Annotated in this window: 14 protein-coding genes and 1 pseudogene; 8 read left to right on the forward strand and 7 right to left on the reverse strand. The window is 68.2% G+C overall.

What is annotated here, in order from left to right:
- Positions 1 to 667: 667 nt before the first annotated feature.
- Positions 668 to 2,203 (forward strand): fibronectin type III domain-containing protein, encoded by a 1,536-nt coding sequence (locus HG543_RS04900; protein ID WP_169343496.1) that lies wholly within the window; start codon positions 668 to 670, stop codon positions 2,201 to 2,203.
- Positions 2,204 to 2,388: 185 nt separating this feature from the next.
- On the opposite strand, the gene HG543_RS04905 is transcribed toward HG543_RS04900, so the two are convergent.
- Positions 2,389 to 3,078 carry a TetR/AcrR family transcriptional regulator gene (locus HG543_RS04905; RefSeq protein WP_169343497.1) on the reverse strand — a complete coding sequence of 230 codons (690 nt, stop codon included), beginning with the start codon at positions 3,076 to 3,078 and terminating at the stop codon, positions 2,389 to 2,391.
- A 190-nt stretch (positions 3,079 to 3,268) separates the two neighbouring features.
- Between HG543_RS04905 and HG543_RS04910 the strand changes: the two genes are divergently transcribed.
- From HG543_RS04910 to HG543_RS54995, 4 genes and pseudogenes are all read left to right on the forward strand, one after another.
- Positions 3,269 to 4,732 (forward strand): MFS transporter, encoded by a 1,464-nt coding sequence (locus HG543_RS04910; protein WP_169343498.1) that lies wholly within the window; start codon positions 3,269 to 3,271, stop codon positions 4,730 to 4,732.
- Between the two features lie 19 nt (positions 4,733 to 4,751).
- On the forward strand, positions 4,752 to 6,092 hold the full coding sequence (locus HG543_RS04915; RefSeq protein WP_169343499.1) for a carotenoid oxygenase family protein: 1,341 nt from the start codon (positions 4,752 to 4,754) through the stop codon (positions 6,090 to 6,092).
- A 35-nt stretch (positions 6,093 to 6,127) separates the two neighbouring features.
- A complete protein-coding gene (locus HG543_RS04920) occupies positions 6,128 to 6,589 on the forward strand; it encodes an SRPBCC family protein (protein ID WP_169343500.1) in 462 nt (153 codons plus the stop codon).
- Positions 6,590 to 6,670: 81 nt separating this feature from the next.
- Positions 6,671 to 6,866: pseudogene (locus tag HG543_RS54995) on the forward strand (acyl-CoA dehydrogenase family protein); the annotation flags it as partial.
- Positions 6,867 to 6,916: 50 nt separating this feature from the next.
- Here HG543_RS54995 and HG543_RS04930 read toward each other — a convergent pair.
- Both HG543_RS04930 and HG543_RS04935 read right to left on the reverse strand, forming a co-directional pair.
- On the reverse strand, positions 6,917 to 7,126 hold the full coding sequence (locus HG543_RS04930; RefSeq protein ID WP_169343501.1) for a hypothetical protein: 210 nt from the start codon (positions 7,124 to 7,126) through the stop codon (positions 6,917 to 6,919).
- A 26-nt stretch (positions 7,127 to 7,152) separates the two neighbouring features.
- Positions 7,153 to 7,341, reverse strand: coding sequence for a hypothetical protein (locus HG543_RS04935; RefSeq protein WP_169343502.1), 189 nt, complete (start codon positions 7,339 to 7,341; stop codon positions 7,153 to 7,155).
- A gap of 168 nt (positions 7,342 to 7,509) precedes the next feature.
- On the opposite strand from HG543_RS04935, the gene HG543_RS04940 reads away from it, so the two are divergent.
- Entirely contained in the window at positions 7,510 to 9,300 is a 1,791-nt protein-coding gene (locus tag HG543_RS04940) for a serine/threonine-protein kinase (RefSeq protein ID WP_343073275.1), read from the forward strand.
- Positions 9,301 to 9,402: 102 nt separating this feature from the next.
- Here the strand turns inward: HG543_RS04940 and HG543_RS04945 are convergent, their stop codons facing one another.
- A complete protein-coding gene (locus tag HG543_RS04945) occupies positions 9,403 to 9,996 on the reverse strand; it encodes a TetR/AcrR family transcriptional regulator (RefSeq protein WP_343073276.1) in 594 nt (197 codons plus the stop codon).
- Positions 9,997 to 10,181: 185 nt separating this feature from the next.
- Between HG543_RS04945 and HG543_RS04950 the strand changes: the two genes are divergently transcribed.
- Positions 10,182 to 11,168: an alpha/beta fold hydrolase gene (locus tag HG543_RS04950; protein WP_169343504.1), complete on the forward strand. Its 987-nt coding sequence runs from the start codon at positions 10,182 to 10,184 to the stop codon at positions 11,166 to 11,168.
- Between the two features lie 299 nt (positions 11,169 to 11,467).
- On the opposite strand, the gene HG543_RS04955 is transcribed toward HG543_RS04950, so the two are convergent.
- Complete coding sequence (locus HG543_RS04955; protein WP_169343505.1) at positions 11,468 to 12,559, reverse strand: TPM domain-containing protein; 1,092 nt, start codon at positions 12,557 to 12,559, stop codon at positions 11,468 to 11,470.
- A gap of 103 nt (positions 12,560 to 12,662) precedes the next feature.
- On the reverse strand, positions 12,663 to 13,184 hold the full coding sequence (locus HG543_RS04960) for a hypothetical protein (RefSeq protein WP_169343506.1): 522 nt from the start codon (positions 13,182 to 13,184) through the stop codon (positions 12,663 to 12,665).
- A 350-nt stretch (positions 13,185 to 13,534) separates the two neighbouring features.
- Here HG543_RS04960 and HG543_RS04965 point away from each other — a divergent pair, with 350 nt between their 5' ends.
- Positions 13,535 to 14,908, forward strand: coding sequence for a hypothetical protein (locus tag HG543_RS04965; protein WP_169343507.1), 1,374 nt, complete (start codon positions 13,535 to 13,537; stop codon positions 14,906 to 14,908).
- A gap of 473 nt (positions 14,909 to 15,381) precedes the next feature.
- On the opposite strand, the gene HG543_RS04970 is transcribed toward HG543_RS04965, so the two are convergent.
- Entirely contained in the window at positions 15,382 to 15,690 is a 309-nt protein-coding gene (locus tag HG543_RS04970; RefSeq protein WP_301542294.1) for an IS66 family transposase, read from the reverse strand.
- Between the last annotated feature and the right edge of the window lie 83 nt (positions 15,691 to 15,773).

Genomic DNA, 15,773 nt, shown 5'->3' on the forward strand with positions numbered 1-15,773 from the left:
ACTTCTCCTGGTGGCGCAGGCTCACGCAGCCCGTGGGCAGCACGAACCTTGGGGGGGCCATCCCGTATTATCTCGAAGGCCTGCTCACCGGGAACAACTTCGAGGCGTCTGACACGAACAAGGCGATGGGTCTCATGCCTATATCGTGTGCTTGGAATGTTCTCCGTTCACGCACCCAACGTCTGGGAATGGAGCGTGAATGCAGATAACGGCGTGATGAACGTGCCGGGGCCCACCTCGCACATGCCGTGGGCAAGCCCAGGTGCTCCAGACTCGCCCGCCTCCCGGGGCCCCCTTCACGTACGCCAAGACCCTCAAGCCTGCCTCCACACCTCCGCCGGTACGCCCACCCCCGCGCCTCCACATGTCCCTCCCCTGCTCCACCTCGCCAGGGCACACGCTCTCGTCAGCCTCCCACGGGCTTCCCCCCAGTGTGCCCCTCCAGCGGGGCTCCGCCTCGAAGGGCGAGAACTTCTGAGCCCGGAGCCCCAAGCAGTATGAAATCACCGAACAATCGCATTGCGATTGTAAACCGCCATCAGCAGCAGGTCCGCCCCGCCTTCCGGGCGTTCTATCGGGCAATACATGCGCGGCTTACACTCCCGCGCGCCACACCCCTCCTCGGCTCGAATCCCTGGCCGGGGCAATCCTGCTTCAGGAGCGTTTCATGAACAGATGTCTCAGCATCCTCTGCGCGGCCCTCCTCCTCTCCAGCGCGCTGGGGCCAGGAGTCGCGACGGCCAGCCCGACGTTTCCGTATCCCTGGCCGGACTACTCGGTGGTGCCGGTGTTGTTCGTGCCCACCGACTGGAGCGTGAGCAGCGCCGAGGTGCAGGCAGAGGCCACCGCCATCAACAACGCGATGGCCGACATCCAGCGCTTCTATGCGTCCCACAACAACGGGGCGACCTTCGTGCTGAACCCGGTGCAGGTGGTTCAGGCCCACGGCACCAAGGAGGCGTACGGCATCTCGTGGGGGCCGGGGAACATCTACGACGACGGGGTCATCACCATCACGGGCAACATGGAGGGGGCCGTCATGGCGGAGCTGCACTCGCGCGGGTTCCCCACCCCGCCGGCGCAGAATGAGAGCGGCTACGTCACGATGATCTTCTTCAAGGGCGCCGGCGGCTTCGCTGGAGGCCGTGGGTATACCAGCGGCAACGGCGGCCAGGCCATCGTCGGCGACTGGGCCATCGACAGCATCCAGGGCCAGGTGGCGGAGGGCGCCTACTGGTGGTCCGGCCAGCGCAAGCAGACCGGCGCGGTCGCTCACGAGCTCGGCCACGGCTTTGGCCTGCCCCACCCGGATGGGGTGGGCTGGGGGATGGAGACCTCCGTGATGGGCTACTGGTGGGACTATCCGACCATCGGTCTGAACGACTACGACCGGAACTTCCTCGCCGCGAACAAGAGTGCCTTCTTCACCGTTCCGGCGGCGCCGACCGGTCAGAGCGCGACTGCGCTCAATGGCACCAGCATCCGGGTCAACTGGACCGACAAGTCCAGCAATGAAACCGGGTTCCAGATCACCAACGGTGTCACGACCGTGAGCGTGGGCGCCAACACCACCACGTACACGTGGACGGGCCTGTCGCCCAACACCTATATGTGCTTCGCCATCCGCGCCTACAGCGCCACGGGCACCTCGCCCTGGACGCCGTATGCCTGCACCACCACGCCCACGGTGCCGGCCGTGCCGACGAACCAGACGGCCACCGCCATCAGCGGCTCCAGCATCCGGGTGAACTGGGCGGACACCTCCGGCAACGAGACCGCCTTCCAGATCACCAACGGTGTCACCGTCGTGAGCGTGGGTGCCAACACGACCACGTACACGTGGACGGGCCTGTCGCCCAACACCTATATGTGCTTTGCCATCCGCTCCCTGAACGCGGCGGGCGCCTCCGCCTGGACGCCGTACGCCTGCACCACCACGCCCACGGTGCCCGCCATGCCGACGAACCAGACGGCCACCGCCATCAGCAGCTCCAGCATCCGGGTGAACTGGACGGACACCTCTGGCAACGAGACCGGGTTCCAGCTCACCAACGGTGTCACCACGCTGAACCTCGGCGCCAACACCACCACGTATACCTGGGGCGGCCTCGCGTCTCGCACGTACATGTGCTTCGCCATCCGCTCCCAGAACGCGGCAGGCGCCTCCGCCTGGACGCCGTACGCCTGTACGACGACACCGTAGCGACGGGCGCTACTCCCGAGGTTGCCTGAGCGAGGCCCAGGCGTTCCTCAGGCTGGGGCACCGCTCTCGTGGGCGTGGCCCGGTTCGGTGGACAGGTGACGGAGCGCGAGCGCTTGCACGCGTCACTCACCGCGCCGGTGGAGGCAGGGACTCCCTGAACCCTGCCTCCACTCGGGGGCGGCGGGCTAGCGGCCGGCCCCGGCGGCTTCGATGATGCGCTTGACCTCCTCATCGAGCAGCGTCCCTCCATCGAGCCCCATGTCCTTGAAGACCGAGGAGAGCTCCAGGCTGACGATGCCATGCAGGCGCGTCCAGAAGAGGACCCCAAGGCGCAGGACGATGGGGGAGAACCCCGGGTCACCCCGGCGCCGGGCCCACGCCACGAGCTGTCGCTCCAGCGCGTCGGACGCCTTGGGCTGTGGACGGTCGCCGACCAGCTGGGCGATGAGCCGTAGCAGCAGGAGCATACCTTCGTGGACCTCGGAGACGGCCTCCTCCGGGTCCTTGAAGTCCTCGGCCCGCCCGCCAAACAGCAACAGGTACCGGCGCGGATACTGGCGCGCCCACCCACGGTAGGCGGCGGCATACGCGGCCAGGTGTGCCGCGGGAGTGCGCCCCGTCGAGGCTTCCACGCCCTCCCGGACTGCTGTCACCAGATGGACATAGATGTCGGCATGGAGCGCGCCGAGCAGGTCGTCCCGCGACGCGAAGTACCGATAGAGGGCCGGGCCGGACATCCCCAGCTCCTTGGCAATCGCGTTGAGGGACAGCGCCGCCAGGCCACCTTCATCGACCTGACGCAGGGCGATGCCGCGAATCTCGCGGACGGTCTCCGCATGGATGCGCTCGCGCCGGGAAAGAGGGGGAACGGTCATGGGCCTCAGAATAATGGGGTCATGCTCTTGCGTCATGGGGTCAGCTTAGTTACACCATATAACCAAGTTGATGACCAGTAACTGAACGCCCCGGACGCCGCCAGGCGTGGGGTGGGGTTCTGGCCCGTGTCTGCCCGAAGACCTTTTCGTCAGGTGTCCCCTTTCTCCGCGAAGCCGCGGGAGCAACGCCATGCCCCATGTCTCCTCACCCGCCCGAGTGCGTGGAACATCGCCTCGCGCGCCCGAATCGCCCGACGCGGGGGCTTCCGTCAGCGGCTTCTGGCCGCTGGTTCCCCTGGCGCTCGCGCAGTTCGTGGTGGTGCTGAGCACCTCCATCGTCAACGTGGCGTTGCCGTCGATTAGCGACGGGGTGGGGCTCGGGCCGGAAGGCTTGACCTGGGTGGTCAATGCCTATGTCCTGGCCTTTGGCGGCTTGCTCCTCGCTGGGGGACGGGCGGCGGACATCCTTGGGCGGCGCCGCGTCTTCATGGTGTCGCTGGGGGCTTTCGGGCTCGCCTCGCTGGGCGCGGCGCTCGCACCGGGGGCGGGCTTCCTCATCGCCTCCCGGGGGCTGCAAGGACTCTCCGCGGCGGTGCTGTCCCCCGCGGCGCTCTCCATCGCGCTCATCCAGTACTCGCGCGGCGATGAGCGGCGGGTGGCCCTGGGCGTCTGGGGTGGAGTCTCCGGCGCGGGAGGTGCCCTCGGGGTCATCGCCGGAGGACTGCTCACCGCGACCTTCGGATGGCGCTCCGTGTTTGTCTTTACGGTTCCGTTCGTCATCGTGGCACTGGGATTGGCCCACGCCTGGATTGTGTCCTCCTCCAGGTCGTCCTCGCCGCCTGCCTTTGACATCCCCGGAGCCGTCCTCGTCACGGGTGCGCTGGGGCTGTTCACCTTCGGCCTCGCTGGCGCCACGCAGGCGGGTTGGTTCTCGGTACGTACGCTGGGACTCCTCGCGACCGGGGCCGTGCTGTTCGTGGCCTTCCTCCAGGTCGAGCGGCGCAGTGCCACGCCGCTGGTTCGTCCGGGCATCTTCGCGAACCCCAGCGTGCGCTTCGCCAACGTGGCCATGACACTCGTGGGGGGCGCCTGGATTGGGCTGTTCTTCTTCTTTCCGCTCTACCAGCAGCGGGTCCTGGGTTATGGGCCGCTTCAGACGGGCCTCACCCAGCTGCCGCTGGCCCTGACGCTCATGGCGGCCTCGACCTTCTCCCGGCGGCTCACCGAGCGGCTGGGGGCCAGGACCTCGCTGACCGGCAGCCTCCTGCTGCTCACCGTGGGGCTCGTCTGGTTCGGCCGTGTCCCGGTCCAGGGCCACTTCATCGCGAATCTCCTCGGTCCGTCGCTCCTGGTGGGCACGGGGCTCGGCATGGCCTTGGTGGAGCTGACCCGCCTGGCCACCCAGGATGTCTCACCGGCCGAGTCCGGGTTGGCCAGCGGCCTGGTGAATACCACGCGCCAGTCGGGCGGCGCCGTGGGTCTGGCCCTGCTCATGTCCTTGGCCGCCAGCCGGACCGCGAGCGCTGGCGAGCCTGGCGTGGCGGCGCTCGCCGAAGGCTACCGCGCCGCCTTCCTCGCCGCCTCGCTGCTCACCGGCCTCGCCGCGCTCCTGTCCCTGCGCGCCCCCTCTTCACCTTCAACCCTCAACCCCTGACTCACAAGGAATCACTCCCATGTCGACCTCCGCTCCCTTCCTGTCGGGTCCCTTCACCCCGGTCACCGACGAGATGACCGCCACCTGGCTGCGCGTGCGCGGCGACCTGCCGCGAGAGCTCAACGGGCAGCTCGTGCGCAACGGCCACAACCCCCTGCCCGATGTCGTGCCCCATCATTGGTTCAAGGGCAGCGGCATGCTTCATGGGATTCGGCTCCAGGACGGACGCGCCGAGTCCTACCGCAACCGCTGGGTGCGGACGCCCGCGCTCCAGGGCGCGCCCTACATGACCGAGCGCGGGCCGGACTACACCGCCCACTCCGCTGGCACACATGCCATCGGCCACGCAGGCCGGATTCTGGCCCTCAACGAAGCGGGCTTCCCGTTCCAGGTCACCCCCGAGCTCGACACCGTGGGCGTCTTCACCTTCGGAGGGAAGCTCACCACGGCCATGACGGCTCACCCGAAAATCGACCCGCGGACCGGAGAGCTTCTCTTCCACGGCTACGGTCCCTTCCCTCCGTACCTCACGTACCACGTGGCCTCTCCTCAGGGAGACATCGTCCGGAAGCTCGAGGTGGCGGGCGCGGGTCCGTCGCTGATGCACGACTTCGCCATCACCCAGCGCTACGTCGTCTGGTTCGACATGCCGGTGGTCTTCGACGCGAAGGACACGTCGGGCATGCCCTACGCCTGGAAGGACGGCTACCCGGCGCGCATCGGCCTCATGTCCCGCGACAGTGGCGCTGTCCGCTGGTTCGACGTGGACCCCATCTATGTCCTCCACGTCACCAATGCCTACGAGGACGCGCAGGGCCGGGTCATCCTCGATGCTCCCGCCTTCGAGCGCGCCGGCTGGGAGCGGTCGACGGCCTGGTGGGCGGGGCGCGCGGACCGGGGCCCCAGCCTCCTGAATGGAGCGCGTCACCACCGCTGGACCATCGACCCCGAGAAGGGCGTCCTGAGCTGCCGGGCCGTGGATGACCTGGTCGTCGAGTTCCCCACCGTCAATCCCGAAGTGGTGGGCCAGACGCACCGGTACGGCTACGCGCTCGCGCTCCCCGGGGGCGAGCAGGGGCCGTGGGCCCTGGCGAAGCACGACCTGGACACGGGCACGCGCCAGCTTCGCGTCCTGGCGCCGGGACAACTGCCAAGCGAAGGGGTGTTCGTGCCCTCCGCCCGAGCCACCCGCGAGGACGACGGCTACATCCTCACCGTGGTGAGCAACGCGGACCAGTCGCCCGCGGAGCTGCTCGTGCTCGACGCCCGCGACATCGCCGGCGAGCCCGTGGCCGTCGTGGAGCTGCCCCGCCACGTCCCCGGGGGCGTGCATGGCTCCTGGATTGCGGCGCGGGCCTGAACCCCATGTCCACTTCACACACGTCCGAGGCAACCATGAACATCGACTCGAGTGCCCCCGTCATCGTCTCCGAGGAAGTCCTGGTCCTGTCGTCCCCCGCTCGTGTCTGGGCGCTGCTCACGGCGATTGACCAATGGCCGGAGTGGAATCCCGATATCACCGCCGCCGCGCTGAAGGGGCCCGTCGCGGTGGGCTCGACGTTCCAGTGGGCCACCGCGGGACTCGCCATTGTCTCCACCCTGGGAGAAGTCATTCCTGGCAAGCGCCTGGCCTGGTCGGGGGACACGAATGGAATCTTTGGCATCCATGTGTGGACGCTCGAGCCCGCGGACGCGAAGGGCGAGAGCACGCGGGTGCGCACCGCCGAGTCGTGGAGCGGTGACGCCGTCCAGCAGGCCCCCGCGATGATGGAGGGGCTGCTCAGGTCCGCCATCACCGCGTGGCTCGGGCATCTGCGCTCCACGGCGGAGCAGCACGGAGCCCGAACCGCGGCGTGACTCACCCTGGGCGACTCCCGGCGGCGGCACGCGGCCCCACTCCGCCCCTCCCCAGCCACACCTCAAGACGCAGCTGGAGGCGCCGCGGAGCTGCTGACGCCGCGGGCGGCGGACATGAAGGAGCAGGGCCAGCCGTTCTCCCGCGAGGCCTCCATGGCGAAGCTGTTCGCCCCGTCGAGCGGTACTTCCGCGATGCCGCGTGCAGACGAGCTACGAGGGCACCAGCGAGGCGCAGCGACTGATGATTGCTCGCGAGACGTTCAAGCTGCTGGGTTGATGCGCGAGCCGCGGGGCTGGCTGACCAGCCCCGCGCTCAGAGCCGCGTCCTCAGTTGTAGCAGGCGCACACCTTGCCGCCCTGGCAGAAGCCATACGAGAAACCGGCATCCGCGCACTGCTGCATGCAGTAGTCGTTGCAGGAGATATCGAGCGGCACCTGCTGCGCGCCCGGAACGACCTGGGTGGCGCCGAACGACACGACGAAGCCCGCGGCGACCGCGAGCAGGACCTGGGCTGCCTTCTTCGTGGAGCGAATCATGGTGACCTCTGTGAAGGGGAAGAGGACTATGACACCGTTATTGGCGTACGGGGCGTCGTCAACCTCGCCGCCAGGATGAGGAGCCCGCCGACGGCCACCGAGCGGGACTGCGCCTCCACGCAGCCGGCGACCCAGACCAGCTGCCAGAAGTGGGAGCCCGCGCCGGGCCTGAGGGTCGCCTTCCGTCCCATGACTTCGAGTCTGGTCGTGGCCATGGGAGGACTTCATGCCCGGGGTCTTGCCAGGGTTCACGGTCGATTGCCGTGAAGTATAGCCGTCACCTGCGCCCGCTTCGCGTTACAGGCGGGCACAGGGAATTGCGGTGCCCGCGGCGCGGTGGAGACTTCGAGCCGCCCGCGACCGGGGTGGTAGGGTCCCCCGCCGTGAGAGCGGAAAAGGTCTACTCGGTCGTCAGGACGCTGGGTCAGGGAGGAATGGCGAAGCTGTTCCTCGCGTACTCGCACCTCCGCCGTGAGAACGTGGTCCTCAAGCAGATGACGCTGAAGGCCGACGAGGCCGGCCGCAGGAGCTTCCTCAACGAGGCGCTCCTCAGCCTCAAGCTCACGCATCCCAACATCGTCCGCGTCTACGACGTCTTCGAGAGCCAGGGGCAGCTCTTCATCGAGATGGAGTGGATTCCGGGGCGGAGCCTGGAGCAACTGCTCCGGACCCGCGGGCCCTCGGGGCTTCCCGCCAGCATCGCCTGCCGGGTGATGTACGACGTGTGCCAGGCGCTGCATGCGGCGCACCACGCCACGGACTCGCATGGCCGGCGGCTCGAGGTGGTGCACCGGGACGTCAAGCCGTCGAATGTGATGGTGGGCCTGGGCGGCGTCACCAAGGTCATCGACTTCGGCATTGCCTGGTCCGCGCGGGCGACGGCGCCGGCCGCACATGCGCTGTTCTTCACGCCGGGCTACCTCGCGCCGGAGCGGGCGCTGGAGCTGCTCAGGACGGTGCCCGGTGGCGTCGAGGGCCTTCCGAACGAGCCGACACCGGTGGATGGCCGGAGCGACCAGTTCTGTGCGGGCGTGCTCCTCTTCGAGATGCTGGCGGGCCGGCTGCCCTTCCCTCCGCCCGCGGATGTCTCCGTCTCCGTTCCCAGCCAGGTGGCGCACTGCCAGCAGCTCGCACGGTGCCAGGTGGACGTGTCGACGCTGCCACCGGGGCTGGCGGACGTCGCCGCGAAGGCCCTCGCGCGCAGGCCGGAGGACCGCTACGGCTCATGCCAGGAGATGGCGGAGGCCCTGGCGCGGGCCTGCTCCCTGGCGAGCCAGGAAGAGGTGGGACGCTTTCTGCGCGAGTGCTTTCCCGAGGTGCAGCGGGAGGCAGACGAGGGCCAGCGGGTGCCGGATGCGACCGCGGAGCTCCGCACCCTGGCCATCGGCGCCATGCCCGGACCCGCCGTCCTCGAGTCTCGCGCGGCGCCTCGCGCGTCCTCCCTGCCCGGCGCCAGGGGAGAGCCCGCTTGGGCCACCGCGGGGGCGCTGAGCGTCGGGCGCGAGGACCTCCCGGCACCGTCGCCCGAGCGCAAGCCGTCGCGGTGGGGATGGGGACTGACCTTCGTCCTGGTTCTCGGTGTGGCGGGAGCGGTGGTGCTCCGGGAGAATGGGTGGCAGACGTTGGAGGCGGTGCTCCGTGGGCAGCCGGAGCCGCCGGGGGTGCCGGTTGCGCCGGTGCCCGCGCCCGCCGGGGAGCTGCCCGTGAGTCCCGTGACGCAGCCGCAGCCAACGCCGGAGGTGCCGACCCGCGAAGCCCCCTCCGTCCAGGCTCCCCCGAAAGGGAAGAAGGACGGGCGGCGTGGCACGAGGGCCGCCGGGGCGCAGCCGGTGGAGCCGCCGGTCCCGGGCAACGTGGATGCGGGCAGCCCCACCCAGGCGGAGCCGCCCCTGGACGCGGAGACCGGGGCCCCCCTCGTGCACGGCGAGGCGGGTGGAGGCGGGCCTCAGGTAGAGCCCGAGGATGCAGTTCCGGGCGATGGCGCCCCGGTGGAAGCGCAGGAGGCGGACGCGGGGCTGACCGAGGCGCCCGTTTCCGGCGAGCTTCCGCCGTCGGATGCGCCCCGGCCTTCGAGTTCGGTGGAGGAAGACAGCGCGGGCGATGCGGAGGCGGCGGCGCCGTCCGAGGCCGCGGCTGCCTCTGATGCCGGTGTGGAAGCCACGCCCGGTCCCTAGGGACACCGCGGGTGAGCGCGAGGCGCAGCAGCCGGCTCGCGTCCTCCGTCGTGACGCTGGCGTGAATCGCGCCCCAGCTACGACACCGGAAAGCCGTAGCCGTCACCCCGCCTTCGGGGAGCGCCTGGGAGGAGCGGCGTCCCGGAGCAGCGTCTCCGGCAGCCGCTTCATGGCGCGCTTGAAGGGGGCGGCGTCTCCCATGCCGCTGGAGAGGACGAGCGCCCCCTGCACCTCGACGAGCGCGTCCTCGGCGCGCTCGCGGGCGACGGCCGGCTTCAGGCCCGCCTCCTCCAGCACCCGGGCCACCTCCGTCATCCACAGGCCCATGATTTCGCGCAGCCTCGGCTGGAGCCGCTCCTTCGCGCTGCCCAGCGAGAGGGCGCCCAGCGCGCACGCAAGGCGGCCTCCCTCATAGAAGCCGTCCAGGGTGCGCAGCATGGCGCGCAGGCGCTCCTCGGGCGTGCCGGACTCGCGCAGCGGCGCGAGCCCCACGTCCTTGAGCCACGCCTCCACGGCGTCGAGCACCGCGTTGACCATGTCGTCCTTCCCGCCCGGGAAGTAGTGGTAGAGGCTGGAGCGCCCCAGCCCCGTCGCCTCGGAGAGCGCGGCCAGCGACGCCCCGTCGTAGCCCTGCTGCCGGAACACGCCCAGCAGGCGGCCGACGACTTCTTCGCGGGACAGCAGGGCAGCAGGCACGGCGCCTCCTCGTTGGAACGAACGGTCCACTCCATCTCTGCGAGCGCGGAGGGCCCCTGTCAACTCCAGGGCCCTCACACTCCGGCTTGACGCCGATTTGGGCCCGATTATTAAACCGAACGTTCGGTACAATGAATGTACTGAAGGGCCCGGTGCCCGGGCCGCGAGCGTTGAAGGAGCAAGCCATGTCGTCGTCCCGACTGTTCGGAGTGCTGGTGTTCCTATGGATGGCCGCTGTCCCCGCCGGTGCCTCGGCGGCGCCTCCGTCCCGAGAGGAGGCGCGCGTGCCGGGGGTGCGCTACCGCACGGTGAAGGTGGAGGGGCTGGACATCTTCTACCGCGAGGCCGGGCCCTCGGACGCACCGGTGCTGCTCCTGCTGCACGGGTTCCCGACGTCCTCGCACATGTTCCGGGACCTCATCCCCGCGCTGGCGGACCGCTACCGCGTCATCGCGCCAGACTACCCGGGCTTCGGCCAGAGCAGCATGCCTGAGCGCGGTGCCTTCGCGTACACCTTCGACAACCTCGCCCGCGTCATGGAGGGATTCACGGAGGCGGTGGGCGTGAAGCGCTACGCCCTCTACGTCATGGACTATGGGGCCCCGGTCGGCTACCGGCTGGCCACGCGCCACCCCGAGCGCGTCTCGGCGCTCATCGTGCAGAACGGCAACGCGTATGACGAGGGGCTCGGCGAGTTCTGGGCGCCGCTGCGGAAGTACTGGAGCCAGCCGACGCAGGAGAACCGTGACGCCCTGCGCTCGCTGCTCACGCTGGAGGCCACGAAGTGGCAGTACACGCACGGCGTGCCGGACACCTCGCGCGTGAGCCCGGACGCGTGGACGGTGGACCAGGCGCTGCTGGACCGCCCGGGCAACGCGGACATCCAGTTGGACCTCTTCTACGACTACCGCACCAACCTGCCCCTCTACCCCGTGTGGCAGGCGTACTTCCGCAAATACCAGCCGCCCACGCTGGTGGTCTGGGGGAAGAACGACGCCATCTTCATCGCGCCGGGCGCGGCGCCGTACCAGCGGGACCTGCCCACGGCCACGGTGCACCTGCTCGACGCGGGCCACTTCGCGCTGGAGTCCAGCGGGCCGCGCATCACCGCCCTCATCCGGGAGTTCCTCGCGAAGCACCGGGGTGAGCTGGAGCGCGCGCCCCGGCAGTAACACGCACGGCGCCGGGGATGTGGCTTGCCTCCGGGGGCGGCCTCACATTGAAACGCGGGTGGATGACCGCACCCGCCGAGGTTCGCCCCCGAGGATGCGTCGTCCCCTCCTTCGACTCTGCGCCCTGCTCCGCCGGACGACCACCTCCGTCCAGCGCAGCCGTTGCTGCAGGGAGTGCGCACCATCGAGCTCTTCGCGGCTCAGCGCTGGCAGGTACGCACGCGACACCACGCCATCCAGGGAGAGCGCGTCCTGGCAGCCAGGTTGATCGCGGAAGAAGCGTGCGAACTCGTAGAGGTTCACCGCCTCGTTCCATCGCCACGGCGCCCAGGCCCGTGCACAGCAGCGTGACCAGGGACATCACCACGGGGGCTTTCATTCGCGCGAGGCTCCACGCGACGTGCGGTCGCTCCGCTACCACGAGGAGCTCCCTCCACCTCCGCCGAAGTCGCCGCCCCCGCCCCCCAGGAACTGTCCGAGCTGGAACTTCCAGACGATGACGAGTCAGAGGAGGACGACCACGACGAATCGGAGGAGGAGCTCGAAGACGTGCCGGGGTCGTGCCTGCCGGAGGACTGATCTGTGTAGGCCACCAAGAGAAGGGCTCGGATTGCAGAGACGATGACGAAGATGACCCCGGCGAGGCCCGCCAGCCCCACACTCAATACCAGCGCGTCGGACGGGGGCCTCCACACCCAGGCGACCCCGCCACCCACGAGCGTGGCCGAGCCCACGAACAGGCCCCAGCGGAGGGAAGAGCGGAGGCAGACCAGGGTCGCCACGCAGAACACGAGGGTGAAGGCGGCGAAGGCCAGTAGGAAGTGCGGGGTGGGACGCTGGCTGGACTGCACATAGAGGGCGATGGCCGCCATGGGCACGCCCAACAGCGCGCCCGCGGCTCCGGCCAGCCTCGCCGGGCCGAGCCGGTCCCACCACGGCCCGAAGCAGAAGCCGATGAGCACTCCCGCGGCGAGCCCACTGCCCATCATCCACAGGAAGGCATGGTTCACCTCCCGCTCGCTCCACGGTTCCTGGACGCTCACCCCTCCGTCCGCCCCCTGCAGGCGCGCGCGCACGCCCGACACCACGCCCAGAAGCGCGCCCCGGTAGTTCCACTGGCGCAGCAAGGGCCCCTGCGCCTCGAGCAGGGTGCGCACGGCGTCGTCGGGCAGGTGCGCCTTCAGCCCGTAGCCCACCTCCAGCCGCTGGCGGCGGTCATGCGCCGCGAGGACGAGGAGCAGCCCGTTGTCCCGGCCCGCGCCGCCGCCCTTCCACGCCTTGGCGGCGCGCAGGGCGTAGTCCTCGATGGGCTCACCGCGGGTGGTGCCCACGATGAGCACCGCCATCTGCGCGCCGGTCTCCCTGCGCAGTTGCACCAGGGCGCTGGCCACGGCCTCCCGGTCATTACTTCAGGGCAGCGCGGGAGCGGTAGTGCCCCCGGCGTCGGTCTTCCTCGCACGGATAGATGCATCCACCGGTGCACTTCTCGCGCACCTACTCCTCCGTGAATGCCGGCTCGCGAGCGAGTTCTCGGCCCGTGCGCACGTCCAGTTGAACGGAGAACCACCCTCCCGGCGGATCCATCTCTGCATGCACATGCAGGACGGAGCCCTCCACGGTCCCACCGACGATGCCGTCCACCGCCAGGTCGCGGCTCACCCACTGCTCTTTCAAATCTGGCGTGAAGGCGTGTACGTCCGTCCAGCCGAGCACGAAGAGCCACTCCGCGCCCTCCACACGCTGGAGAGACAGGCTCCCAAAGCAAGAGGGCACGCAGATCCGGCGCTTCTCCTCACCCGAGGAGAGGTCCAGCAGCAGAACGACGCTCCCCCCACCAATGGCGGCGACACCCGCATCGGCCCAGATGGCCGCTTCTCGAAAGGCAGAGGAAGACATGTCCCCGAAATCGAGGTCGACCTTCCAGAGGATGCTGCCATCCCGCCGACGCGCTTCGTAGGCCTCGCGACCCGCGCTGCGCTCTGCTTCGCTCGTCAACTGAACGATCTCGATGCCCATCGCTCCCCGCTTGAACTCAAGTGGGCAGTCTTGCCATGGCCCCGAGAAACAGGTCGCCAGATACGTCTGAACGAATCCGGAGCGGAGCAGGTACGAGCAAGGTGCCTCCATTCGTCTCGGGACTTGTGGCTACCTACTTGGCTTATTGGCCTTGACGCACGTCTCCGTGCGGCCTTGACGGCCCATGACGCCGCGACCGAATGGGGGCGGTACGGGCGGTGCAGCCCCTGGTGGCGGTGAAGCGCTCGTTGAGCGTAATCCGATCTATCTTGAGTTTCCGAAGTGCGGCACGTGCCCGGCTGGTGGAGCCCTTTGCTCCGCCGCTTGTGCTCGCTTGGATTCCGCAGATCGTGTCCAATGTTGGCATGGCTACTGCTGGTCTTTCGGATCTGGACGAATTGGCCCTGCGAGTCCGCGATGCAGACTCGAAGGTACTGTTCTTGGAAGCAGTGCAGGCATATCGGGCTGGGGCGTACCGTTCGGCGGTGACCTCGGTCTGGATCGCGGTCGTCTTTGATACAATCTCGAAGCTGCGCGAGCTGAACCTGAGCGGAGACAAGAACGCCGCTACATTCGTGAAGAACCTTGAGAAGGCGATTGAGCAGAAGGAGATTCGATCTCTCCAGGACATCGAGCGCACAATCCTGGACGTTGCCGAAAGCCAGTTCGAATTGTTGGGACCACATGAGAGGAGCGATCTGGAACGTCTTCAGTCCGACCGTAACCTCTGCGCACATCCCGCCCTCTTGGCGGACGGTCAGATCTTTCAGCCGACTCCCGAACTCGTGCGCACTCACCTTGTGCATGTAGCTACACACCTACTTCGGCATCCTCCAGTCCAAGGGAAAGCTGCACTGACCCAACTCCTCGCTGAGATTGGTCGTCCGTCGTTTCCCAGCGACCAACAACGCGTTCACGAGGTAGTCAGCGAAAAGCTGAGGCGTGCCAAAGACGTGCTTGTGCGGAACCTCGTCGTGGTCCTGCTCAAAAACCTCATGAGTGCGACGGAAGCCCCACCTTCCATCGGTTCGACCGCGGCTATCAATGTCCTCTCAGCCATCTCGCGGACGCACGCAGCAATCTATCAACGTGAGGTGCAGGCGGCACTCGGAGGCTGGATCGATGGCCTTGAGGACGACAAGTTCATTGCGATCATCCGGCTCTCAGGGGTTGATTCCCAGGTCTGGGCCTGGATGAAGCCCGCCGCTCGAGTTCGTGTGGTGGAGATCCTCTCGAAGCATCCAGTGGATGCTTTGGCAAAGGCTGGGGCCTTCGATGCTCTTTCGATTTCGGAGCTGCGACCACAACTCTTGGACCGATTCCAGTCACTTCCGGTCGATGAGAAGCAAGCGGTGATGTCCGAGAACCCAAGGCCTGAGTTCGCGGACGAAGCGATCAGCCTCTTCTCACGGGCAAGGGGGTTCCGCACAGCGGAGTCCCTTGGCGAGGGGATCATCCTGCCTCTTGCCCGGCACTTCTCCGCAGACCAAGTGACGCGCATCCTGGAGGCAGCAAAGGAGAACGTTCAGATCTGGCACGCGTCAGAGATGCCCAGCATCTTTGAGAGACTCTTCGATGCGACTCGGCCCACGTTGGCGCAGACAGTGGATGCGTGGTCGGACTTTGTTCGCTCAATGATCAAGGCGAACCCGCACCATGACTGGTACCACTACACTGGAGTCCAGGAGAAGATGCGCCTCGCTGGTCATCCAATGTCCGCGTAGCTCGCTATCGGCGAATCCGCAGCCGACACGCGGAAATAAGAAACGAGACAGCCGGCGCCTCTCTCTAGTCTCGACGCGCTGGTGAGCGTGGCAGTGGTGTTCGTATGGCGGGGCGACTGCGTTTGGGGAAGGCACAACTCGTCGGGCCTCACGTGGGCCTAGCGTGCTGTGCGGCGGTACACCGGCCGTGCGGCCCCGGACGTCAGAGCGTGACGACCGCGAAGCGCGAGCCTGGATTGAGCGGTTCAAGTTCCACGCGGCGGGCCTCGGCGGCATCGGCTTCTTCGAACGCGTCGAGCTGCCAGTATCCGTCCTGCGGACCGCGTCCCGCGGGCGAGGCCGGCACCCGCTAGATTGCGCGAGTCATGGACTCAGCTGGACGACGCCAGGGTGACGCGACGTAAGAGGTTCTCGGCCAAGCGCCGTTGAGCGTCCTGCTGCTTCATCGTTCCGTTCCAGCACTTTGGGCTGAATCAAAGACCCGGCTTCTGGGCCAGTCCGGCAGCAGGCAGAAAAGGTCTCGCAGGTAAGCCCGGGGCTCCAGGGCCGTGCAGTCGGCAGGAGGCAATCATCGTCACGAAGGTAGCGTTCCAATCGGCGCCCTCGTCGCTGCCGGCGAAGAGCCAGTTCTTGCGGCCCACGACCTGGTGGCGCAGCGCGTTCTCCGAGAGGTTGTTGTCCAGCCACAGCCGGCCGTCTTCCAGGAAGCGCTCCAGAGGCGTGAGCTGGTTGAGCAGGTAGGTGAGGGCCTCGCCCAGGGGGCTCTTGGGCAATGCCTGCAGCGACTCGCGCTCGGCCTACGCGAAGAGGTCCGTGAGCACCAGCCACGCCTGGGCCGCACGAGCCTCGGTGCGCTCGGCGCCCG

This window comes from Pyxidicoccus fallax, assembly GCF_012933655.1.
GTDB classification, from domain to species: Bacteria; Myxococcota; Myxococcia; order Myxococcales; family Myxococcaceae; genus Myxococcus; species Myxococcus fallax.

What these genes read in the sequence shown, in the direction of transcription:
- HG543_RS04900 (WP_169343496.1), top strand. Translation starts at nt 668, where the DNA reads ATGAACAGATGTCTCAGCATCCTCTGCGCGGCCCTCCTCCTCTCCAGC.
- HG543_RS04905 (WP_169343497.1), bottom strand. Translation starts at nt 3,078, where the DNA reads ATGACCGTTCCCCCTCTTTCCCGGCGCGAGCGCATCCATGCGGAGACC.
- HG543_RS04910 (WP_169343498.1), top strand. Translation starts at nt 3,269, where the DNA reads ATGCCCCATGTCTCCTCACCCGCCCGAGTGCGTGGAACATCGCCTCGC.
- HG543_RS04915 (WP_169343499.1), top strand. Translation starts at nt 4,752, where the DNA reads ATGTCGACCTCCGCTCCCTTCCTGTCGGGTCCCTTCACCCCGGTCACC.
- HG543_RS04920 (WP_169343500.1), top strand. Translation starts at nt 6,128, where the DNA reads ATGAACATCGACTCGAGTGCCCCCGTCATCGTCTCCGAGGAAGTCCTG.
- HG543_RS04930 (WP_169343501.1), bottom strand. Translation starts at nt 7,126, where the DNA reads ATGATTCGCTCCACGAAGAAGGCAGCCCAGGTCCTGCTCGCGGTCGCC.
- HG543_RS04935 (WP_169343502.1), bottom strand. Translation starts at nt 7,341, where the DNA reads ATGGCCACGACCAGACTCGAAGTCATGGGACGGAAGGCGACCCTCAGG.
- HG543_RS04950 (WP_169343504.1), top strand. Translation starts at nt 10,182, where the DNA reads ATGTCGTCGTCCCGACTGTTCGGAGTGCTGGTGTTCCTATGGATGGCC.
- HG543_RS04960 (WP_169343506.1), bottom strand. Translation starts at nt 13,184, where the DNA reads ATGGGCATCGAGATCGTTCAGTTGACGAGCGAAGCAGAGCGCAGCGCG.